The organism is Streptomyces sp. NPDC090045 (assembly GCF_044747975.1).
Classification (GTDB): domain Bacteria; phylum Actinomycetota; class Actinomycetes; order Streptomycetales; family Streptomycetaceae; genus Streptomyces.
Map to the genome: position 1 here is coordinate 188,740 of NZ_JBIVFA010000005.1, position 20,622 is coordinate 209,361.

At 72.7% G+C, this 20,622-nt stretch carries 19 protein-coding genes; 7 read left to right on the forward strand and 12 right to left on the reverse strand.

The annotated features are described in order from the left end of the window. The first annotated feature begins 48 nt into the window (after nucleotides 1-48). Both ACIPYQ_RS16225 and ACIPYQ_RS16230 read left to right on the forward strand, forming a co-directional pair. Complete coding sequence (locus ACIPYQ_RS16225; RefSeq protein WP_401251273.1) at nucleotides 49-774, forward strand: methyltransferase domain-containing protein; 726 nt, start codon at nucleotides 49-51, stop codon at nucleotides 772-774. Between the two features lie 96 nt (nucleotides 775-870). After that, nucleotides 871-1,698 carry a hypothetical protein gene (locus ACIPYQ_RS16230; protein WP_401251276.1) on the forward strand — a complete coding sequence of 276 codons (828 nt, stop codon included), beginning with the start codon at nucleotides 871-873 and terminating at the stop codon, nucleotides 1,696-1,698. Nucleotides 1,699-1,740: 42 nt separating this feature from the next. On the opposite strand, the gene ACIPYQ_RS16235 is transcribed toward ACIPYQ_RS16230, so the two are convergent. The 4 genes from ACIPYQ_RS16235 to ACIPYQ_RS16250 all read right to left on the reverse strand — a co-directional run bounded on the left by ACIPYQ_RS16235 (nucleotide 1,741) and on the right by ACIPYQ_RS16250 (nucleotide 6,775). Continuing rightward, nucleotides 1,741-2,406: an ATP-binding cassette domain-containing protein gene (locus ACIPYQ_RS16235; protein ID WP_401251278.1), complete on the reverse strand. Its 666-nt coding sequence runs from the start codon at nucleotides 2,404-2,406 to the stop codon at nucleotides 1,741-1,743. 38 nt (nucleotides 2,407-2,444) lie between these two features. Then, on the reverse strand, nucleotides 2,445-4,172 hold the full coding sequence (locus ACIPYQ_RS16240) for a hypothetical protein (protein ID WP_401251281.1): 1,728 nt from the start codon (nucleotides 4,170-4,172) through the stop codon (nucleotides 2,445-2,447). A gap of 511 nt (nucleotides 4,173-4,683) precedes the next feature. Further along, on the reverse strand, nucleotides 4,684-4,968 hold the full coding sequence (locus ACIPYQ_RS16245) for a lactococcin 972 family bacteriocin (RefSeq protein ID WP_361764187.1): 285 nt from the start codon (nucleotides 4,966-4,968) through the stop codon (nucleotides 4,684-4,686). Between the two features lie 157 nt (nucleotides 4,969-5,125). Next, the gene (locus ACIPYQ_RS16250; protein WP_401251284.1) at nucleotides 5,126-6,775 is read right to left on the reverse strand and encodes a FadD3 family acyl-CoA ligase; all 1,650 of its coding nucleotides are present in this window, start codon (nucleotides 6,773-6,775) and stop codon (nucleotides 5,126-5,128) included. A 94-nt stretch (nucleotides 6,776-6,869) separates the two neighbouring features. Between ACIPYQ_RS16250 and ACIPYQ_RS16255 the strand changes: the two genes are divergently transcribed. Genes ACIPYQ_RS16255 through ACIPYQ_RS16265 form a run of 3 tightly spaced genes read left to right on the forward strand, consistent with a single transcriptional unit; the run spans nucleotide 6,870 to nucleotide 9,269 of the window. Then, nucleotides 6,870-8,021, forward strand: coding sequence for a lipid-transfer protein (locus ACIPYQ_RS16255; RefSeq protein ID WP_351294864.1), 1,152 nt, complete (start codon nucleotides 6,870-6,872; stop codon nucleotides 8,019-8,021). Nucleotides 8,022-8,028: 7 nt separating this feature from the next. After that, nucleotides 8,029-8,496, forward strand: a complete 468-nt coding sequence (locus ACIPYQ_RS16260) for a Zn-ribbon domain-containing OB-fold protein (protein ID WP_401251287.1) — start codon at nucleotides 8,029-8,031, stop codon at nucleotides 8,494-8,496. Further along, nucleotides 8,493-9,269, forward strand: coding sequence for an enoyl-CoA hydratase/isomerase family protein (locus ACIPYQ_RS16265; protein ID WP_401251290.1), 777 nt, complete (start codon nucleotides 8,493-8,495; stop codon nucleotides 9,267-9,269). The genes ACIPYQ_RS16260 and ACIPYQ_RS16265 overlap by 4 nt, the downstream gene beginning before the upstream one ends. A gap of 16 nt (nucleotides 9,270-9,285) precedes the next feature. On the opposite strand, the gene ACIPYQ_RS16270 is transcribed toward ACIPYQ_RS16265, so the two are convergent. Further along, nucleotides 9,286-9,894 carry a hypothetical protein gene (locus ACIPYQ_RS16270; RefSeq protein WP_401251293.1) on the reverse strand — a complete coding sequence of 203 codons (609 nt, stop codon included), beginning with the start codon at nucleotides 9,892-9,894 and terminating at the stop codon, nucleotides 9,286-9,288. Nucleotides 9,895-10,202: 308 nt separating this feature from the next. Between ACIPYQ_RS16270 and ACIPYQ_RS16275 the strand changes: the two genes are divergently transcribed. Next, entirely contained in the window at nucleotides 10,203-10,388 is a 186-nt protein-coding gene (locus ACIPYQ_RS16275) for a hypothetical protein (RefSeq protein WP_401251296.1), read from the forward strand. Nucleotides 10,389-10,468: 80 nt separating this feature from the next. On the opposite strand, the gene ACIPYQ_RS16280 is transcribed toward ACIPYQ_RS16275, so the two are convergent. The 3 genes from ACIPYQ_RS16280 to ACIPYQ_RS16290 form a co-directional block, all read right to left on the reverse strand. Next, nucleotides 10,469-10,966: a peptidylprolyl isomerase gene (locus ACIPYQ_RS16280; RefSeq protein WP_401251299.1), complete on the reverse strand. Its 498-nt coding sequence runs from the start codon at nucleotides 10,964-10,966 to the stop codon at nucleotides 10,469-10,471. Nucleotides 10,967-11,034: 68 nt separating this feature from the next. Continuing rightward, a complete protein-coding gene (locus ACIPYQ_RS16285; protein WP_401251302.1) occupies nucleotides 11,035-13,461 on the reverse strand; it encodes a serine/threonine-protein kinase in 2,427 nt (808 codons plus the stop codon). 797 nt (nucleotides 13,462-14,258) lie between these two features. After that, nucleotides 14,259-15,050 carry a VOC family protein gene (locus tag ACIPYQ_RS16290; protein WP_361764208.1) on the reverse strand — a complete coding sequence of 264 codons (792 nt, stop codon included), beginning with the start codon at nucleotides 15,048-15,050 and terminating at the stop codon, nucleotides 14,259-14,261. A gap of 285 nt (nucleotides 15,051-15,335) precedes the next feature. Between ACIPYQ_RS16290 and ACIPYQ_RS16295 the strand changes: the two genes are divergently transcribed. After that, nucleotides 15,336-15,983 (forward strand): TetR family transcriptional regulator, encoded by a 648-nt coding sequence (locus tag ACIPYQ_RS16295; protein ID WP_361764211.1) that lies wholly within the window; start codon nucleotides 15,336-15,338, stop codon nucleotides 15,981-15,983. Nucleotides 15,984-16,044: 61 nt separating this feature from the next. Here the strand turns inward: ACIPYQ_RS16295 and ACIPYQ_RS16300 are convergent, their stop codons facing one another. From ACIPYQ_RS16300 to ACIPYQ_RS16315, 4 genes are all read right to left on the reverse strand, one after another. Then, entirely contained in the window at nucleotides 16,045-16,527 is a 483-nt protein-coding gene (locus tag ACIPYQ_RS16300) for a nitroreductase family deazaflavin-dependent oxidoreductase (RefSeq protein ID WP_327414592.1), read from the reverse strand. After that, nucleotides 16,527-17,774, reverse strand: coding sequence for an acyl-CoA dehydrogenase family protein (locus ACIPYQ_RS16305; RefSeq protein WP_401251307.1), 1,248 nt, complete (start codon nucleotides 17,772-17,774; stop codon nucleotides 16,527-16,529). The genes ACIPYQ_RS16300 and ACIPYQ_RS16305 overlap by 1 nt, the downstream gene beginning before the upstream one ends. 116 nt (nucleotides 17,775-17,890) lie before the next feature. Next, on the reverse strand, nucleotides 17,891-19,153 hold the full coding sequence (locus ACIPYQ_RS16310; RefSeq protein ID WP_401251310.1) for a hypothetical protein: 1,263 nt from the start codon (nucleotides 19,151-19,153) through the stop codon (nucleotides 17,891-17,893). Further along, nucleotides 19,150-20,568, reverse strand: a complete 1,419-nt coding sequence (locus tag ACIPYQ_RS16315) for an N-6 DNA methylase (protein WP_401251313.1) — start codon at nucleotides 20,566-20,568, stop codon at nucleotides 19,150-19,152. Before ACIPYQ_RS16315 ends, ACIPYQ_RS16310 begins: the two co-directional genes overlap by 4 nt. Nucleotides 20,569-20,622: the final 54 nt, after the last annotated feature.

The window sequence follows — 20,622 nt, forward strand, 5'->3', positions numbered from 1 at the left end:
GTCCGGTCCGCACCGGCCCCGCCCCGGCCCGCGGCATACGCTGGGGGTGTGTTCACCTCCCAAGGACCGAGCGTCCGCGAACTCGCCGTACAGGGCCTCTCCTCGATCGAGCGCGGCTACGACCTGCTCGCGCCGAAGTTCGACCGGACGCCCTTCCGCACCCCTGACCGCATGCTCGACGCCGTGGAGGAGACCCTCGCCCAGCGGGAGGGCACCTTCGGCGCCGGGCTCGACGTCTGCTGCGGCACCGGCGCCGCGATCGGCATGCTGCACAGGCTGTGCCGGGACCGGGTGACCGGGGTGGACCTCAGCGCGGGCATGCTGGCCGAGGCCCGGCGCGCCCACCCGGACGAGCGGGTGGACTTCGTACGGGCCGACGCGCGGGCCCTGCCGCCCGCGCTCGGGGACGCCTACGACCTGGCGGTCAGCTTCGGCGCCTTCGGCCACTTCCTGCCGGCCGAGCGGCCCGCCCTCTTCTCCGGGGTGCACCGCGCGCTGCGCCCCGGTGGGGTGTTCGCCTTCCCGATCGGCGCCCCGATCCCGCCGAGCTCCCCGGTGTGGTGGGCGGCGGCGGGCTTCGACGCGGCGATGCGGGTGCGCAACGCGGTGTGGCGGCCGTCCTTCGTCATGTACTACCGGACCTTCCCGCTCAGCGGGGTCCGCCGCGACCTGGAGGCGGCCGGCTTCACCGTGGAGACCGTGCCGCTGGACCACTTCGGGCGGCAGGACGGGGGCGCTCCCCGCTGGCGGCTGGTGCTGGCCCGGCGTACCTAGCGGAATCACTGCGTCACCACCGGTGCACGGGACACAATCGATGAGGGTTCGTCAGGCAGCGCGCTTCCGCACCACCCTCACCCTTTGGAGCAGCCGGTGTCGTCGCAGGAAATGCCCGTAACGATCACCCCTCAGCAGGCCGCCCACGGTGTCATCCTCCCCGTTCAGCTGGCGAACGGCCCGGCCCGGCTGCGCATCCCGGCCTGCCGGAACGGCGATCTCGTCCGGGCCCGCGTCGGGGACCAGGAGCTGCTGCTGCGCATCCGCGTCTCGGGGGCCGGCACGGGAACCTCGGCGGGAACCGGTGCGGCGGCCGGAGTCGGAGCCGCCTTCGCGACCGGTGCCGCCAGCGCGACCGGCGGCGCGGGTGCGGGCGTGCCGCGGCCCGGCCCGTCCCCCATGGCGAACGGCCGCGGGTGCATCGCCGCGATCCTGGTCGCCGCCGTGCTGGTCGTCGTCTTCGTCGCGGTGAGCAACGGGGACGACGACGACAGCAAGAACTCCGCCTCCCCGACCCCGACCTACTCGTCCGGCGCGTTGTCGCCGCCCTCCTCCACGCCGTGGACGACCGAACCCACCACCGCCCCGAACCCCGTGCCCACCCGGTACAGCCCGGAACCCGCCCCGGAACCGACCCCGGAGGCGACCCCGGAGCCGAGTCCGTTCGACCGGGGCACCTGCCTCAACGGACAGTTGCCGGACTCGACGACGCCGCAGAGCGTCAGCGGCGTGGACGAGGTCTCGTGCTCCGCGTCCGACGCGCACTACAAGGTGATCGAGTCCATCCCCGGCACCTCGGACATGGAACGCTGCAACTCCAACCCCAGGACGCAGTACGCGTTCTCCTACCGCTACATGCGCGGTGCCATCGTCCTCAACCAGTACGTGTACTGCCTGGTCGGCCTCGGCTCGTACGCCCGCTGAGCCCGCAGCCCGCGCCGCACCCGGTCGAACGGATCCGGTGGCCTACTTCGCCTGCGGGCTCCGCAGGGAAACGGGCTGGTTGACGGCGAACGTGGAGTCGCACCGGTCGCGGACGTAGTCGTCGTGGGTGGCGATGACGACGGCGCATCCGGCGGCGCTCATGTCGCGGAGGATGTCGACGACCATGGTGGTGTTCTCCTGGTCGAGGGCGCCGGTCGGCTCGTCCGCGAGGACCAGGGCCGGCTGCTTGACGATGAGCCGGGCCAGGGCGACGCGTTGCTGCTCCCCACCGCTGAGGTGGTGGATCTTCTCCTTCTGGCGCCCGGCGAGGCCGACGCGCTCAAGGGCTTCGGCTATGGTGACGCGCCCTTCCCGCGGGAGCGTGCGCTGCGGCCTGACGGCGATCTCCAGATTGGCCGCGACCGTGGCGTTCTCGATCAGGGCGTAGTTCTGGAAGAGGTAGCCGAGGACGTTCCGGCGGAACGCGCGGACCGCCCGCTGGTTGAACCTGGTGATGTCCTTGCCGTCGTAACGGATCGCACCCGCGCTCGGCTTGTCGAGGAGGCCGAGGCAGTTGAGGAGGGTGGACTTGCCCGATCCGCTGGGGCCCACGAGCGCGAGCATGTCGCCGCGGCCGATGGTCAGGGTCACGTCGGTCCACAGGTTCCGGGTGCCGAACGACTTCGCCAGGTGGTCGATCTCAATCATGGTGGTGCTCCTGCTGAAGGCTGCGGTCGAGGCGGGGCTCACGATTCCGTCGCCCCTTCCTTGGCGATGCGGCTGTGGAAGAAGGCCAGGGCGACGAGTACGGCGACGACCTCGGTGACGATCAGCCCGGCGGTGAGGGCGATGTCGAGTGTGGTGACGGTGACCGGCGGACGGGGGGCGGGTACGCCCATGGCCGTGAACTGCTCGAGCTCCTGGTTCTGCTGCCACACGTTGAACGGGACCCAGGCGGTGAGGAGTACGACGAGCACGCCCTCCACGGCGAGTGCGGAGCGGTGGGTGGCGGCGAACGTCCAGCCGCTGATGTGCTTGACGAAGATGGCCTGGGCGTTCTTGCGCGAGTAGACGATGCAGACGCCGACGCCGGTGATGAGGAGCACTGCCACGGCCACGATGAGGTTGAAGAGCTGCAGCCGGAGGTTGATCTCGGCGTCCCGCATCTGCAGGGCGGCGTTCTGTCCGATCGGGCGCAGGGCGGTGACGTAGGTCTGCAGCTTGTTCGCCGCGATGCCGGCCAGGACGTCGTCCGGGTCGGTGAAGACCACTCCGCCCTGGGTGGCGAACGCCGTGTAGGCGTTGTCGGTGAGGAAGGTGGACCCGTTGGGTACGACGACGAGGACGGGGTCGCGTACGAAGGAGCGGTCCTGGTCGGCGGTGTGGCCGCCGCTGAAGGTCTGGTCACCGAGGCTGTAGGCGAAGACGGACTGACCGCTCCTGGCCCGGAGCGTCTCCACCGCGTCCGGCCGGATGAGCTTCGGGTCGGTCGGGCTGAGGATCCCGGGGATCCTGGCGGCGATGGTCGTCGCGTGCGCGCCGAGGGACTCGGGGACGATGAGGCGCACCTTGCGGGCGTCCGGGGCCGTACCGCCCTGAGCCGCCGGGGTGTGGCGCTGTCCTGCGGGGTCCAGGAACGGCTGCTTGGCGAGGAAGGTCTCGTTGACGATGAGCATCTCGCCCTGGGGCAGGTGCGCGGTCGGGGCGATCCCCTGGAGATCCCGGCGCCCGGCGATGATGGTCTTCCCCTCGGCGTCGGATCGGCGCAGCCACTGGCCCACCGGCGCTTCCATCCGGGGCGATTCGCTTCCGAGGCTGCCGTTGAGACGGATGGCGGTGGCGTCGCGGGCCGCGGCGTAGGCGATGCGGCTGTCCTGGCGGGCCGCTACGTCCTGGCTGGCCAGGACGACGTCCGTGGCGATGGCCAGGGCCAGGAGGAGTGCGGGGATGCGTACCAGGTAGGCGCTGGCCGAGGCCGCCCGGGCCGGGAGTTCGCCCTTGAGGGCGTGCAGCACGTCGGTCTTGAACGTCAGGGCGAGGGCGGCCGTGTGGGTGGCCAGCATCAGCAGGACGATCACACCGGTGAGGACGGCGGCCACCGACGCGAACAGGCCGAGCCATGCCAGGCCGTTGTAGAGGCCGAGGAAGGCGAGCGCGGCAGCGGCCACCGCTGCTGCCGCCGCTGCCCAGAACACCGCCAGCTGGCGCAGATCGCGCACGAGGATGTCGGTGAAGGATTTGCCCTGGAGCCGCAGGACCCCGTACGCCTTGGCGTTGAGCAGGACGCCGGCGCCGGTCATCGTCATGGCGGCGAGGGCGACCACGAGGGCGGACCAGTACAGGGCGGTGTCCGTGTAGTAGGGCGCCAGTGCGCTGAAGGAGAGCGGGTGATCGGGGCCGGCGCTCAGGCCGAGGCCGGAGAATTCGGCCACCAGCGCGTTGGTGTCCTCGGGGGTGCCGAAGATGTAGTACATGCCTCTGGGGTCCCGCTGCCCGATGTCTGCGATCGGGTGGACATCCGTACGGTAGTCCCGTCCGAACGCCGGGTAGCCTTCGCCCGGCCATGACGCGGCATCGGATCCCGGCCTGCCCGGGGCGAGATAGAGGTGCCGGCGCCTGTCGGGATCCTGCAGGTCCGGCACTTCCCGTGCCACCGTGACGCCCCGTCTTGCGGCGAACGCGGACACCGCATCGGCGACTTGAGCGCCGCTTGCCGAGTCTTCGGACTCGGACACCCACACGAGCGCCGAGTGACCCAGTACCCAGTCCTCGTCCAGTCCTCGCACGAACAGGAACGCTACGACCGCCGAGAACGCCAACACGGCGGCATGGACGAACTTGATACCTCGGTGCAGCATCTATTACCTAGGTCAGGGCACTCAGGGAGCACATCTCGGCACGGCGCGGAACGAGCCGTGGGGAGACTCTCGCCTCCCCACGGCCCGGATCAGCTACGGGGAACCCGGAGCTGCGATTCGCCCTGGATCAGCAGGAGGAACGGTAGTACGACTTGTTGCCCGAGCGGGCCTTGGCGACCGAGGCCAGGGCCCACGTCCCCTTGTCGGCGTTGCCGCTCGAGGCGAAGTAGGCGCCCTGCACCGAAGACCCGTGGCACTTGTCGGGGTGGTAGTAGTTCGAGTACGCCTTGCCGTCGGAAACGCCGTAGTTCCAGATGCCACCGGAGACGTTGTCGGCCATCGCCGGGGTGGCGATGGCCGCCACGAGGACGCCGGCGGCGAGGGCGGTCTTAATACCACGCTTGATCTGCACGAGGAGCTCTTTCAGCTAAACGATCTTGACCTCGTAAGGGTGACATCAGGCCATGTTCATGATCGCCAACCAGGGCAACAATGGCTTGATTCATTTGAAATGATTCCGAAAACCGCTGTTCATCTCACGGTTACCTATGGTTAGACATGGCCGGTTCTTACTCCTGGCGGGCGCGCAGCTCGCGCTTGAGGACCTTGCCGCTCGCGTTGCGCGGCAGCTCGGAGACGAACTCCACCGCGCGCGGCACCTTGTAGTTGGCCATCTCCCGCCGGGACCAGGCGACCAGGTCGTCGGCGGTGAGCGTGGAGCCGGGGCGGCGGACCGCGTACGCCTTGCCGACCTCGCCGAGGCGGGGGTCGGGGACGCCGACGACCGCGACGTCCGCGATGTCCGGGTGCAGGCCCAGGAGTTGCTCGATCTCGGCGGGGTAGGCGTTGAAGCCGCCGACGATGAACATGTCCTTGATCCGGTCGGTGATGCGCAGGTTGCCGTGCGCGTCCTTGAACCCGACGTCCCCGGTGTGCAGCCAGCCGTCGGCGGTGATCGCCCTGGCGGTCTCGTCGGGGTCCTCGAAGTAGCCCTGCATGACGTGGTAGCCGCGGACGAGGATCTCGCCGGCCTCGCCCGTCGGCCGCGGCGCCCCGCCGGCGTCCACGATCACCACCTCGGTGTCCGGAATGACCCGCCCCGAGGTCTCGGAGATGATCTCGGCGGGGTCGCCCCGCCGGCACATGGTGACGATGCCGCTGGCCTCGGAGAGCCCGTACGCGGTGAGGACGGTGGCGATGTGCAGCTCGCCGCGCAGCCGCTCGACGAGCCGCAGCGGGACCACGGCCGCGCCGGTGACGACCAGGCGCAGCGCGGACAGGTCGTGGTGGTCGCGCTGGGGGTGGTCGAGGAGCGACTGGTGGAGGGTGGGCGGGCCGGGGAGTACGGAGATCCGCTCGGCGGCGACGTTGGCGAGGACGGTGTCCACGTTGAAGACGGGCTGGGGGACCATCGTGGCGCCGCGCATCAGGCAGGCGATGATCCCGGCCTTGTAGCCGAAGGTGTGGAAGAAGGGGTTCACGATCAGGTAGCGGTCGCCCTCGCGGAGTCCGGCGAGCTCGCACCACACGTCGTAGCAGCGCAGGGACTGGGCGTGGGTGATGACGGCGCCCTTGGGGCTGCCGGTGGTGCCGGAGGTGAAGATGATGTCGGAGGGGGCGTCGGAGGGGATGGACGCGGCGCGTTCGCGCACGGCCGCGGCCGGTACGCGGTCCCCGCCCGCCAGGAAGTCCTTCCAGGTGCGGAAGGATTCGGGCGCGTCCTCGGCGAGGACGACGACCTGCTCCAGGTGCGGGAGCCCGCGCAGCGGCCCGGCTCCGGGGCCCTCGCCCGCGGCCCGGCGCAGGGAGGCGACGTAGGAGGTACCGAGGAAGGTGCCGGTGACGAAGAGCAGCCGGGCCCGGCTGCGCCGGAGGACGTACGCCGCCTCCGCACCCTTGAAACGGGTGTTGAGGGGGACGAGCACGGCGCCCGCCGAGACGGCGCCGAGCGCGGAGACGATCCACTCCAGGGTGTTGGGGGCCCAGACGGCGACCCGGTCGCCGGGCTCGACCCCGGCGGCGATGCACGCGGCCGCGGCGCGCTCGACGCGTTCGCCGAGCTGCGCGTAGCTGATGCGGACGCGGCCGTCGACGACGGCCTCCTGGTCGGCGTGGCGTACGGCCGCCGCCCGGACGAGCCCCGCGATGCTGCCCCAGCGCAGGTCCGCGCGTCCGTGGTCGCTCACGTCGCGTACGGCCCCGCGTGCGTCGTCGCCCATGCGTGTCATCCTCCCGCGAACCCAGTAGCTGACTATCCGTCAGATTAGCTGTAGCCTTCGCGGCTGTCAGTACTGGCGCACTCCGGAGGTGGCGATGGCGGCAACGCTCAAGGACGCTACGGCGATAGTGGGCATCGGGCAGACCGCCTTTGCCAAACGACTGCCGCAGTCCGAAAAGGAGTTGGCCTGCCGGGCCATCCTGGCGGCCCTCGCCGACGCCGGCATCGAGCCCTCCGAGGTCGACGCCTTCTCCTCCTACACCATGGAGGAGACCGACGAGGTCGAGGTCGCCAAGGCCATCGGCGCCGGCGACGTCACCTTCTTCTCCAAGATCGGCTACGGCGGCGGCGGTTCCTGCGCCACCGTCGGCCACCTCGCCTCTGCCGTCGCGACCGGCCAGGCCACCGTCGGCGTCGCCTGGCGCTCCCGCAAACGCGGCTCCGGCCCGCGCCCCTGGAAGAACACCGCCGTCCAGCTGCCCACCCCCGGCCAGTGGACCCGCCCCTTCGGGCTGCTGCGCCCCGCCGACGAGATCGGCATGCTGGCCCGCCGCTACATGCACGAGTACGGCGCCACCCGCGACCACCTCTTCAACGTGGCCATGGCCTGCCGCAACCGGGCCAACGCCAACCCGGCCGCGATGATGTACGAGCGCCCGCTGACCCGCGAGATGTACATGACCTCCCGCATGATCAGCGACCCGCTCTGCCTCTTCGACAACTGCCTGGAGACCGACGGGGCGCTGGCCTGCGTGATCGTCTCCGCCGAGCGGGCCCGGGACTGCCGCCAGAAGCCCGTCTACGTGCACTCCGTCGCCCAGGGCCTGCCCTCCCAGCACCACGGGATGGTCAACTACTGGAACGACGACCCGCTCTCCGGGCCCGCCTGGACCGCCGCCCGCCACCTGTGGAAGCAGGCCGACTTCGGGCCGCAGGACGTGGACGTCGCCCAGATCTACGACGCCTTCACCCCGCTGATCCCGCTCTCGCTGGAGGGCTACGGCTTCTGCGGGCGCGGCGAGGGCGCCGCCTTCACCGAGGGCGGAGCCCTGGAGATGGGCGGCCGGCTCCCGATCAACACCGGGGGCGGCGGCCTGTCCGAGGCGTACGTGCACGGCTTCAACCTGATCAACGAGGGCGTCAAGCAGCTGCGCGGGATCTCCACCGCCCAGGTGCCGGACGCCGCGACCTGCCTGGTGACGGCGGGCGAGGGAGTCCCGACGTCCGCGATCCTGCTGAGGAGCTGACCGACCGATGACCACCGCATCCGAAGCCGCCGCCGAGGCCGCGGCCGAGCTGCTCCTCCCCGTCCCCGACGAGGACGGCGCCCCCTTCTGGGAGTACGCCGCCCAGGGCGAGCTCCGCATCCAGGCCTGCGCCGCCTGCGGGCGGCTGCGCTTCCCGCCCCGCCCCTGCTGCCCGCACTGCAGATCCTTCGACAGCGACTGGCGGCTGATGTCCGGCCGCGGCCGCATCTGGTCCTACGTCCGGCCGCACCCGCCACTGCTGCCCGCCTACGCCGCGCAGGCCCCGTACAACGTGGTCCTCGTGGAGCTCGCCGACGCCCCGGACATCCGGCTCGCCGGGAACCTGGTGACCTCGGCCGACGCCCCGCTGGACTCGATGGACCCGGCCCGGCTGCGCATCGGCGCGCGGGTCCAGGTGGCCTTCACCGAGCTCGGCGGGATGGCCGTGCCGCGCTGGCTCCTGGAGAAGTCGTGACCGTACGGGTGGAGCGGGACAAGGCGACCGGGGTCGCGGTCGTCACCCTGGACCGGGAACGCCGGCACAATGCGATCGACCTGGCGACGGCGGACGAACTGAGCGCGGTGTGGCGGGAGTTCCGGTTCGCCGAAGAGGTGCGGGCGGTGGTGCTGACGGGTGCCGGGACGGCCGCCTTCTGCACCGGCATCGACCGCGGCGTGGACGTGCCGCAGCCCGCCTCGCCCTACTCGGCGGACGACCCGCTGATCGCCATCGGCCCCAAGGCGGGCGACCTGTGGAAGCCGGTCGTCGCCGCCGTCAACGGCATGGCCTGCGGCGGGGCCTTCTACCTGCTGGGCGAGGCGGAGTTCCTGATCGCCTCCGAGACCGCGACCTTCTTCGACCCGCACACCACCTACGGCATGGTCAGCGCCTACGAGGCCGTCTACATGGCGCAGCGCATGCCCTTCGGCGAGGCCGCCCGGATGTCCCTGATGGGCACGGCCGAACGGCTCTCCGCGCGGCGGGCCCACGAGATCGGGCTCGTCTCGGAGCTGACCGCGCCCGACGGGCTGCTCCCGGCGGCCCTGCGGGCGGCGGAGACCCTGGCCGGCTTCCCGACGGAGGCCGTACAGGGCACCGTACGGGCCCTGTGGTCGGCGAAGCAGGCCGCGCTCCAGCAGGCCCTGGCCCAGGCCCCGGCGCTGATCGCGCTGGGGAACCTGACGCCGGAGCGGCAGGCGGAACTGTTCTTCGGGCGGCGGCCCGGGACGGAGTTCCGACTGCGCTGAGCGCGATGCGCCCCCGTCAGCGGGACTTGGCCGGCTTCGGCGTCGCCTTGGGCGTGGACTTGGGCGTCGCCCTGGGCGTGGCATTCGAGGTGCCGCCGCTCGACGCGGAGCCGCTGCCGGCGCTGTCGGACTCGGGCGAGGCAAGCCGGCAGCCCTTGACCTCGGCGGCATGCGACGGATCCTCGAGGGCGACGTCAACCGTGCGGGTCTCGCGCGCCGCCAGGGTGACCCGGACGACGGTCGACTCGATGACCGTTCCGGCCGCGTCCTCGCGGTACAGGTTCACCTTCACGTCCGCCTTGCGGTCCAGCCGCGAGGTAAACCTGACGGTGGTCGCCTGCTGGGCGCCGCCGCCCGCGCAGGTCACGACGACGGCGGTGGCCGGATCCCCGCTCGGGCTGGACGAGGGCGAGGCGGATGCGGTGCTGCCGCCGTGGCCGTTGCCGCTGCTGTGCGACTTCTTCTTTTTCTTGGAGCTGGAGCAGCCGCCCCCGCTGCTGCTCTTGCCCTTGCTCTTGCCGCTGCTCCCGCTGCTGCTGCTTCCACCGTGTGACGAGAACCCGGTCAGCGCGAAGACGACGGCCACGAGCACCGCGGTGAACCTGATACGACGCCCAGCCACCATGGCCAGAACCCCTCCCCCTGGACAACGGCGGGCCACGCTATCAGTGCGCCGCCACGCCGGTAACGGTCCGGCCAGCGACCGCCTCCGCCCGGCGGCCCCCACATGCGGGGCGTCCGGCCGCTCCCGCATGCGCGGCGCAGGCGCCGGGCGTAGCGACCTCTCCCCAACGCACCCCTCGCACCCCTCGGCCCCTGGGGGCCTCAGCGGCTTCGGGCCGCTGGGCCGGACTCCGCCCGGCCGCTCCCGCATGCGCGGCGCAGGCGCCGGGCGTAGCGTCGGGATCGGACCCCTACCGCGAAGGGCCGGGCATGATCCGCAACGTACTCGGCTCGCTGATGGGTCTGATCGGAGCGGCGGCCGCCGTCTGGAGCCCCTTCCGTGCCTGGTACGACGGCCGTCACGGACGCGGCTACCGCGTCCTGGAGCTCTTCACCGCCGCCGGGATCACCGATCACAGGGCCGCCCTCGCCAACGCCTTCGGCGCTGCGCGCTGAGCGCGGGGGTGGTGCGGACATGGCGGCGGCCCCGGCCCCCGGGTGGGGGCGGGGCCGACCGGCCGGGCAGGCGGGTGGGATCAGGCGGCTTCGACGACGCCGGAGGCGGCGATCTCGACCTTGCCCTTGGGGGCGCCGGACTGCGTGCCCAGGGCCTCGATCTGGTCCACGAGCTCCTGGCCCGAGACGACCTCGCCGAACACGACGTGCTTGCCGTCGAGCCACGAGGTGACGACCGTGGTGATGAAGAACTGCGAGCCGTTGGTGTTGCGGCCGGCGTTCGCCATCGACAGCAGGTACGGGCGGTCGTGCTTCAGCTGGAAGTTCTCGTCCTCGAACTTCTCGCCGTAGATGGACTTGCCGCCGGTGCCGTTGTGGTTGGTGAAGTCACCGCCCTGCAGCATGAACTGGGGGATGACGCGGTGGAAGCCCGAGCCGGCGTAGCCGTAGCCGTTCTGGCCGGTGGCCAGCTCACGGAAGTTGCGCGCCGTCTTCGGGACGACCTCGTCGAAGAGGGCGAAGACGATGCGGCCGGCGGGGGCGCCGTTGATGGTGATGTCGAAGTAGACGTTGCTCATGGGGTCCATCCTGTCACTCCCGGTGCGGTGCGCTACCCGGCGGGGCCGGAGCCCCGCCTCCGGGCAGGTCAACCGCTCGTACGGGTGCCCGTGCCCTTCGCCGCGTCCAGGGCGTACACGCAGCGGTCCTTGCTGCACGCGTACACCACGCCCGCCTCCGCCACCGGCGCGCCCGTGATCTCGCCGCCCGTGGCCAGCTTCCAGCGGAGCTGGCCGCCCGCCGCGTCCAGGGTGTAGAGGCAGTGGTCGGCGGAGCCGAAGTGCACCCGGCCGTCCGCGACCGCCGGCAGGCCGGTGATCTCGCCGCCCGCCGCGAAGCGCCACTTCGGGGTGCCGGTGACCGCGTCGAGCGTGTAGAGCGCGCTGCCCGCGCCCAGGTGCACGTTTCCGTTCGCGACGACCACCGGGTCCGAGGACTGCCGGGACTCGGTCGCGATCCGCCAGCGGTCGTGGCCGGTGGCCGCGTCGAGGGCGTAGACGGTCCCCAGGTAGTCCACGAGGTAGACGCCGCCGCCGGTGACGGCCGCGCCCGGCGCGAAGGCCGGGGCGGCCAGGAAGACCGCGGGGGCCTCGAAGTGCCAGCGGACCCGGCCAGAGGCCCGGTCCACGGAGAGCACCCGGGTGCCGGCCGCGATGTAGACGTTGCCGTCGGGGGCGGGGGTGACCCGTACGGGCACGTTCCCGCAGGAGGCCGCGTCGCCGACCGGGTACGACCAGGACTCGCGGCCGCTGCGGGCGTCGAGCGCGCGCAGCCGGGCGTCCTGCCACACGTACACGGTGCCGTCGTGGAGGACGGGGGCCGCCTCCGGGGTCTCGAAGTCGCTCTGCGCGCCGGTCAGCTCCCACAGCTTCTGGCCGTTGGAGGCCTCCCAGCCCTGGACGCCGCCGCCGCGCGTGGCGGTGACGACCGTGCCGTGGTCGGCGCGCAGCGCGTACACCCAGGCGTCGGCGGACAGCCGCCACCGCTCGGAGCCGTCGGAGGCGTCGAGCGCGTAGAGGGAGGGGCCGTCGGAGGCGTGGATCCGGCCGTCGGAGACCGCCATGGACCAGGCGACGTCGCGGGTCTTGAACTGGCGGCGGCCGCTCGCCACGTCCAGCGCGTGGACCTCGAAGGAGGTGACGTAGAGCAGGTTGCCGGCGACGGTCGGGGTGCCCCAGACCTCGTTGGACATGCGGAAGCGCCACGGGCGCCAGCGGCCGCTGTCCGGGGCCGGGCCCGGGCTCGGCACGGCCATGGCGGAGGGGGTGACCGCTGCCGCCGACCCGCCGGGCGGGCGGACCCAGCCGGTCGCCGAGTCCGCGGCGGAGGCGTGCGCGGCCGGGGCCGCGGCGGTCGCGCGCGGACCGGGCCCGATCGGCACCGGCGAGCCGCCCAGCCGCACCGGCTCGCCCGAGGGCGCCGGGGACATCGGCGGGCGGTGCGGGCGCGGCGGTACGGCCTGGCCGGTCCGCGGGTCCACCCACGGGTCGGCGCCGCCGCGCGGGCGGCGGTGCGTGGCGTGCCCGGAGGCCGGGCCGCCGGAGCCGGAGTCCCGGCCGGAGCCGGAGTCCCGGCCGGGGCCGGGGGCGGGCGCGGGCGCGGGAACGGCGGCGGGCGTACGGTTGCCGGCGCGCCGGGCCTCGATCATCGCGACGGCCCGCGCGGGCAGCCACGCCGAGGCGGTACCGCTGTCGTCGCCGCCGTCGAACAGGTGCGGGGCGAGCTGCGCCTGCAGGTCGGCCGGGGTCGGCCGCTGCGTGGCGTCCATCTGCATGCAGGAGTCGATCAGCGGCCGCAGCTCCTCGGGGAGCCCCTCCAGGTTGGGCCCCTCGCGCAGCAGCATGAAGACCGTCTCCACCGGGTTCGCCCCGTGGTACGGCGGGTGCCCGGTGGCGGCGAAGACGAGGGTGGAGCCGAGCGAGAAGACGTCGCTGGCGCCCTTGACGCTGCGCGAGTCCTTCGCCTGCTCGGGCGACATGTACGCGGGGGTGCCGACGGCGACGTTCGTCATGGTCAGGCGGGTGTTGGAGACCCCGCTCGCGATGCCGAAGTCGATCACGCGCGGGCCGTCCTCGACGACGAGCACGTTCGACGGCTTCAGGTCGCGGTGGACCAGGCCCGCGCCGTGGATGGACTGCAGGGCCTCGGCGATGCCGGCGGCGAGCCACCGCACGGCCTGGGCGGGCATGGGCCCGCACTCGTTGACGATCTCCTCCAGGGAGGGCGCCGGGACGTACGCGGTGGCCAGCCACGGCACGGCGGCGCGCGGGTCGGCGTCGACCACGGCCGCGGTGTAGAAGCCTGACACGGCGCGCGCCGCCTCCACCTCGCGGGTGAAGCGCACCCGGAACAACTGGTCCTCGGCGAGCTCGGTGCGCACCGTCTTGATCGCGACCCGCCGTCCGGACGCGGACCGCGCGAGATAGACCAGCCCCATGCCGCCGGCGCCGAGCCGTCCCAGCACCTCGAAGGGGCCGATCCGTCTCGGGTCGTGCTGCGTCAGCTGCTCCACCACTCGCCTCCACACCTCCCCGTACGGGCCCTCGCCGGACCCGCTCCCACCGGCACGGGGCCGTGGGCCTCGTGCAGCGTCTCACTCCGGGCGCCGCCCGGGTCGCGCAACCCCGATTCTGTCAGGCCCGGGCCGGGTCCGGTCCCGGCACGTCGAGCAGCGCGGTGTGATCTGCTCGGCGAACGCCCGCCGGTGGCCTTGCCGGCCGGGGTGCGGGAGGCTGGCAGATCGGTTCGGGTGGGGCCGGGCCGGTTGGCTGCGCCGCTCGGGCGGGGTCGGAGGGGTGGGGCCGGGCGTGCCGGTGGCCTGGCCGGCCGGGGTGCGGGCTTCGGCGGTGCGGCTTGGGCCAGGCCGGTTGGCTGCGCCGCTCGGGCGGGGTCGGAGGGGTGGGGCCGGGTGTGTTCCGGTGCGTCTCCTCGGACGTCGAACGTGTCGGGGGGTCGGAGGGCCGAGGCACCTTGTGTTCGACGCCCTGCGGGGAGCGCCCCTGCACACACCCGCCCCCGCACCATCCAGCCCCGCCGCACCAACTCCAGCCCCGCCGCACATTCCAGCCTCGCCGCACAATCCAGCCCCTCCGGCGTTTGAGGCGCGGGGTCCGGGGCGGAGCCCCGATCTTTGAGCCGCACCATCCAGCCCTGCCGCACATTCCAGCCTCGCCGGCGTTTGAGGCGCGGGGTGCGGGGCGGAGCCCCGGTCTTTCAGCCTCGCCGGCGTTTGAGGCGTGGGGGTCCCCCGGACGGAGTCTGGGGGAGGGTCTGGGGCGGAGTCCCAGCAGCGGAGCCCCGGCGGAAGCACGCCTAGTCCGGCTTGGTGCGGGGTTCCGAGAGGAGGCCGAAGACGGCGCCCTGGTTGTCGGCGACGACCGCGATCCGTCCGTAGGGGGTGTCGAAGGGATCGGCGGTGACCCGGCCGCCGAGCCGCCGCGCCGTGGCCACGGACTGGTCGCAGTCCGGGACGGCGAAGTAGACGAGGAAGTGCGCGGGCATGATCTCCGGGAAGGCGTCGGTGATCAGGCTGCGCCCGAGGACCGCGCTGTCGATGCCGGGCGCGCTGCCGGGCGGGGACCAGATGCGGTACTCGACACCGGCGTCGTCCTGGTCCTGCGGGACGTAGCCGAAGACCTTGGCGTAGAAGACGTCGACGGCGTCGCGGGCCCGCGTGTAGACCTCGGTCCAGCAGTACGTGTACGGCTCCTGCTGGGCCTCGAAGCCGTCGTGGGTGCCGGGCTGCCACAGGCCGAAGACGGCCCCGCCGGGGTCGGCGGCCATCGCGGCGGTGCCGTACGGGCCCACCGGCATCGGGTCCATCACCATCTGGCCGCCCGCGGCGCGGATGCGCTGGGCGCAGGCGTAGGCGTCCCTCGTGTAGAGGTAGACGCCCCAGACGGTGGGCATCCGGCCGTCCGGCTTGGGTGCGAGGGCGGCCACGTTGCGGCCGCGGCTGTAGGCCTGCGTGTAGTGGCCGTACTCGGCTCCCGCGCTGTCCGCGAAGGTCCACCCGAACAGCTCGCCGTAGAAGCGCTTGCCCGCCTCGACGTCCGGAAGCGAGGCGTCCACCCAGCAGGGTGCGCCTTCCACGAATGCGGCCATGGGCCCGGTTCCTTCCGTTGTGCGGGGGTGTGTACCCTCTCACCTCTCTCAGCCATGATCCGTCCGAAAACTTGTCCACAGCCTGTTGATAAGACTATTCGGGGGAAACCTTGCGGAACCGGGCGACACGCCCGGCCTGCGACTACGCGGTGTACCCGGGGCGCGCCCGGCCGGAAATCCGCCTCCGCGACCCCTCGGACCGCCTCCCGCCCAGGCCAGGGACCCCGTAACCCCATTTGCAGGCGGCCGAATAGCGCGCCGATCACCCCTCGGTAAGCTGACGGCATGACAGGACAAGTACGCACCGTCGACGGGCGTGTCGCCGGCCGGCGCGGCCAGGCGACGCGGCAGAAGCTGCTCGACTGCCTCAGCGAGATGCTCAGCTCCTCGCCGTACCGCGACGTCAAAGTGATCGACGTCGCCCGCAAGGCCGGTACCTCCCCCGCGACCTTCTACCAGTACTTCCCGGACGTCGAGGGCGCCGTCCTGGAGATCGCCGAGCAAATGGCCACCGAGGGCGCGCAGTTGACGTCGCTCGTCGAGGGCCGCACTTGGGTCGGCAAGTCCGGCTGGTCCGCCGCCGAGGAACTCGTGGACGGTTTCCTCGAGTTCTGGCGCCGCAACGACGCGATCCTGCGGGTCGTCGACCTCGGTGCGGCCGAGGGCGACAAGCGCTTCTACAAGATCCGCATGAAGATCCTGAACTCGGTCACCAACTCCCTGACGGAGTCGATGAAGGAGCTCCAGGCCAAGGGCAAGGTCGACAAGGACGTCAGTCCCGCGGCCATGGCCGGTTCGCTGGTCGCGATGCTGGCCGCGGTCGCCTCGCACCAGAAGGGCTTCCAGACCTGGGGCGTCAAGCAGGCCGAGCTCAAGCCGAACCTGGCGCTGCTCGTCCACCTCGGCATCACGGGCAAGAAGCCCACCAAGTAACGGCGGATCCCTCGGGGTCCGCCGCCTTGGGCGGCTCCGTGCCGACGTGTACCGTCCGGGATCAGCGACGCTCCAGACGGAACAACCGGATCTCGCGCTCGATGCGCGCCTGGTACGTCGCGTACGGCGGCCAGAACCCCAGCACCGCCTGCCATGCCGCAGCGCGTTCCTCCCCCGCCAGCAGCCGGGCCCGTACGGGAATGTCCCGGCCTTGCCAACTCACGTCCGCGTCCGGGTGCTTGAGCAGATTCCCGGTCCATGCCGGGTGCCCGGGCCGGCCGAAGTTGGAGCCGATCAGGACCCAGCTCGTGCCGCCGTTCTCCGGCATGCAGGCGAGCGGGGTGGTGCGCGGCTCGCCCGTCTTGGCGCCCTTGGCGGTGAGGATCACGCCCGGCAGCATCTGGGCGCTGAGCATCACCTTGCCGCGGGTGAGCTTGTGCACCGCCTTGTCCAGGGCGGGGATGAAGTGCGGTGCGATCTTGGCGAACAGCATGGTCGAGGAGACCTTCTGCATCAGCTTGACGCCGGGAGCCACGCGAGCCATCAGACGGCCACCTTCTCTTGGGCGGGCGGGACGTGGGGTGCGGGAGCCGCGACCGCCGTGGGCGCGACGGGGTCCGGGGCGGGGGCCGTGAACAGGCCCGCGCGGTCCGCGGCGTGCGCCCGCAGCCGGTGGACCGGTCCGAAGAGCAGCTCGTCGGCCGCCGCCCGCTTGAAGTAGAGGTGCGCGTCGTGTTCCCAGGTGAAGCCGATGCCGCCGTGCAGCTGGATCGCCTCGCCCGCGGTCACCCGCAGGGCCTCGAGCGCCTGGGCGAGGGCGAGGCAGCCCTGGTCCGGGTCCCAGGCGGCGTAGTAGGCCGCCGAGCGGGCCGCCTGCACCTGTACGTAGAGGTCGGCGAGCCGGTGCTTGACCGCCTGGAAGGAGCCGATCGCCCGGCCGAACTGCTCGCGCTGGCGCACGTACTCGACGGTGCGGGCGAGTGCCTGCCCGGCCGCGCCGACCGCCTCGGCGGCGAGCACCGCGGAGGCGGTGCGCCCGGTGGCGGCGAGGGCGCCCGGTACGTCGCCCTCCTCGTCGCCGAGCAACTCGGCGGGTACGTCGCGCAGTTGGATCCTGGCCTGCGGGCGGGTCTCGTCCAGCACGGCCTGCCGGGACCGTACGAGGCGGGGCGCGTCCTCCCGTACGAGGAACAGCAGCGTACGGCTGCGGGCGAAGCCCCCGGCGTGCGCGGCGACCAGCAGCAGCGGGGCGCTGTGCCCGTCGAGCACCTGCGCGGCCTCCCCGTACAGCCGCCAGCCGCCGCCCGCGGCGTCGGCGCGGGCCTGCACCCCGCCCGCGCGGCCGCCGCCGGACCACTGCCCGGTGCTGTCGTCGCCGGTCAGCGCGAGCGCCGTGGCCAGTGCCGGGCCCGGGACGGCGAGGGCGGCGGTCAGCCCGCCCGCCGCCAGCGGCGGGAGCAGTGCGGAGCGCTGGGCTTCGGTGCCAAGGGCGGTGATCAGGGGCGCGCAGAGCACGGCGGTGGCCAGGAGCGGCGAGGGCAGCAGCGCCCGCCCGGTCTCCTCGCAGGCCAGGGCCAGGTCGGCGGGGGCGCAGCCGACGCCGCCGTACTCCTCGGCGATGGCGAGGCCGGGCAGGCCGAGCCGCTCGGCGAGCTGCTGCCACAGCTCGCGGTCGTGTCCGGCGGCGGTGCGGACGGCGGCCTTGACCTCGTCGGGGCCGCAGCGTTTGCCCAGGATCTCGCGCAGGGTGCGGCGTATCTCGGCCTGCTCCGCAGTGAAGGCGGCATCCATCGTCTGGCTCCTCCTGGGGGCACCTCCCGGCGGCGGCCGGGGGCGGATCTGACGGGCCGTCATGTTAGGGCCGGCGGCCGCAGATGCACAGGGGGCGGAGACGTCTCTCCGAGCCGCTACTCCATGGCGAAGAGCCCCTCCTGCACTCCCCCGCCGCGTGCCGGGCCCCCGCGCGACGGCGCGGCGCCCGTCGCGAGGAATTCCTCGAGCAGCACCTCCCGCAGCGCGGCGAGGGTGCTGACCTCCTGCGCGGCCGTGCGCGCCCGTCCATGGAGACGCCCGGCCACCGCCGCGAAGCGGGCGCGGACCTCCGCCGGGGCCCAGGGCACGGCGGCACCCGCGAAGGCGCGGTGACTGATTTCGCGCCCGGCCGAGCCCTGCGCCGTCGAGGCCAGTTCGAGGGCATGGCAGCGGATCGCGTGGAGCAGCCAGTACCGGTCGTCCTCGGACCACGGTTCCAGCACGAGCACGCCCCTGCCGGGGACGACGGCGACGTCGTTCACGACCACGCGCACGCCGCCCTCCCGGACGGCCACGAGCAGGGAACCGGGCGGACAGAGCGGCACGTCCTCGGTGACGACCTGCCCGGTACCGGTGTCGCCGAGGTGGGCGAGCTCGCTCTGCAGGATGTCCGCGGGTGCCACGACCGGCACGGACGGTCCGGCCGGCTCCAGCCCCTCGGGGTGCGGTCGCATGCGGACTCCGACGCTGATCCGCGCGAGCTCCCCGAACGGCGCACGCCGCAGCCCTTCGGCCGCCTCCGTGCGGAACCAGGCGTCCGCGACCGCCGGCGCCGTACCCACGATCTCGGCGTCGACCTGCGCCTTCTCCTCGATCACGGTCATCAGGCGGAGGAATTCCAGGGCCTGCGCCCGGGGCGGCACCGGCACCGGCAGCTCGCGCAGCGCGGCCAGGTTCAGCGTGCGCTGCAGGGTGGAGCCCGTCGCCCGCTGGGCGCACCATGTGCGTACATAGGAGGAGTTGAGCCAGGCCGAGAGCCAGGCCGGGTCCACCGGACCCTCCTCGCGCAGGCTGACCCGCCCGATCGTCCGGGAGATGTTCCAGCCGGCGAACTCCTCGGTGACGACGGCCGCCTCACCCACCCTGCCGACCATCACGACCAGCACGTCACCCACGCCGATCCGGCTGCGCTCGTTGGCCCGGTCCACCTGGTCGCTGACGTGCCGGGCCTGATCCGGACGGACCCGCCCGCCCTGGATGTCCGTGGCCCGGAGCATGCCCACGCCGTGGTCCACGTGGGGACCGGGGCGGGTGATCCCGTATCCGACGGGCGACTGCAGGGGCAGGTCGCCGAGGGGCACCAGCATCCAGTCCGGGGGGAGCGCCCTCAGCCGCTCTTCGACGCGCCCCGTGGTCACCGGTTCCCCAGCAGGTCCAGGAGCTCGCGCTCCAGGCGGCGCGAGTCCTCGAAGTGACGTACGAGTTCGGCGGTCAGTTCCGCCAGCCGCCCAAGGCCGTCGGATTCCTCTTCGCCCCGGGTGGCGGGTGCGGGCACGTGCCGGGACGGCAGTACGTCGTACTCGGCCTGCTCGGCGAGTTCCTCGACGCGGACCGACCGGCACCATCCGGGCCGGTCCGCATAGCGGGGAGCGCCGGACCGCCCGCGCCACGACGCGAAGGTGTCCGAGATCCGCTCGACGACCTCGTCCGGGAGGACGCGCTGGCGCTTGTCCACGGTGAGGGCGCCTTCCCGCGCGTCGACGAGAAGCACCTCGCCGCGCTCCTTCAGGGGGCCGGCGCCCCGGAAGGAGGACAGGATCCACAGGCAGACCGGGTTGCGGACGTGCGGGATGAGGCCGGCGGGGAGTTCGACCACCGCGGCCAGGAGCCCCGCGTCGACCAGGCGTGCCCGTACGTCCCGTTCGGCGCCCCGCGTTCCGGTCGCCGCACCCGTGGGCAGGAGGATCGCCGCCCTCCCGCCGGGCGCCAGCTTCTTCAGGCAGTGCTGCACCCAGGCGAAGTTGGCGTTCCCCTGCGGTGGGACCCCCAGGGGCCACAGCCCGTCGTACCGTCCGTGGCCGTAGTCCCAACGCGACTGGTTGAAGGGCGGATTGACCGCCACGACGTCGAACGTCTGCTCCGGGAAGCCGTCACGGAGGAGGCTCGACTCGGGCCCCGCGAGACGGGCTTCGAGGTCGCGGACTCCCATGTTCATCGCGGCGGTGTCCAGCACGGAGGCGCTGACGTCCTGCCCGTACAGCCCCAGGTCCTCGGCCTTGCCGCCGTGCGCGGCCACGTAGGCGGCGGATTCGACGAGCAGGCCGCCCGATCCGCAGGCGGGATCGTAGACGGACTCGCCCGCGCGGGGATCCAGCAGCTCCACCATCAGACGCGTCACGTCCCTCGGCGTGAAGTACTGACCGCCCTTGGCGTCTCGGGACTGCGCCTGCAGGACGAGGTCGAACAGACGGACGGGGCTCCGCACCAGGGTCACCGCGTCGAGGACCTCGTGCAGCTGCGCGGGGCGCACCGCGCGCAGGTCCGGAACACGCTGCTCGAGCCGGCGCCCGCTGTCCGCCTCCCAGTCCCGCACGCCGTCGCCGATCACGTCGTACAGGCGGTCTCCGCCCATGGCCGAGGACAGGAGCCGGTCCCACGCGTAGGTCCTGTACGAGCGGTCCGGCAGGTCATCGGAGCGCGAGGACTCCGCGTGGTGCCGCAGCAGCCCGAGGACCATGACGAGTCGATGCGCCTCCTCGGCGGACACGACCCCGCCCAGAGCATCCAGCGCCCGCGACAGCGCCGCCGCCTCTCGCGCCGCGTTCGCCGCCACGCCGCCTCCTCCGCACTCGCTTCCACCCCGTACCGACCCCATCATGCCCCGCGG

Coding starts and splice junctions, on each gene's coding strand:
- ACIPYQ_RS16300 (WP_327414592.1), bottom strand. CDS start 16,527: ATGGCTCGCGTGGCTCCCGGCGTCAAGCTGATGCAGAAGGTCTCCTCG.
- ACIPYQ_RS16280 (WP_401251299.1), bottom strand. CDS start 10,966: ATGAGCAACGTCTACTTCGACATCACCATCAACGGCGCCCCCGCCGGC.
- ACIPYQ_RS16290 (WP_361764208.1), bottom strand. CDS start 15,050: ATGGCCGCATTCGTGGAAGGCGCACCCTGCTGGGTGGACGCCTCGCTT.
- ACIPYQ_RS16255 (WP_351294864.1), top strand. CDS start 6,870: ATGGCGGCAACGCTCAAGGACGCTACGGCGATAGTGGGCATCGGGCAG.
- ACIPYQ_RS16250 (WP_401251284.1), bottom strand. CDS start 6,775: ATGGGCGACGACGCACGCGGGGCCGTACGCGACGTGAGCGACCACGGA.
- ACIPYQ_RS16260 (WP_401251287.1), top strand. CDS start 8,029: ATGACCACCGCATCCGAAGCCGCCGCCGAGGCCGCGGCCGAGCTGCTC.
- ACIPYQ_RS16270 (WP_401251293.1), bottom strand. CDS start 9,894: ATGGTGGCTGGGCGTCGTATCAGGTTCACCGCGGTGCTCGTGGCCGTC.
- ACIPYQ_RS16275 (WP_401251296.1), top strand. CDS start 10,203: ATGATCCGCAACGTACTCGGCTCGCTGATGGGTCTGATCGGAGCGGCG.
- ACIPYQ_RS16240 (WP_401251281.1), bottom strand. CDS start 4,172: ATGTACTACATCTTCGGCACCCCCGAGGACACCAACGCGCTGGTGGCC.
- ACIPYQ_RS16305 (WP_401251307.1), bottom strand. CDS start 17,774: ATGGATGCCGCCTTCACTGCGGAGCAGGCCGAGATACGCCGCACCCTG.
- ACIPYQ_RS16235 (WP_401251278.1), bottom strand. CDS start 2,406: ATGATTGAGATCGACCACCTGGCGAAGTCGTTCGGCACCCGGAACCTG.
- ACIPYQ_RS16295 (WP_361764211.1), top strand. CDS start 15,336: ATGACAGGACAAGTACGCACCGTCGACGGGCGTGTCGCCGGCCGGCGC.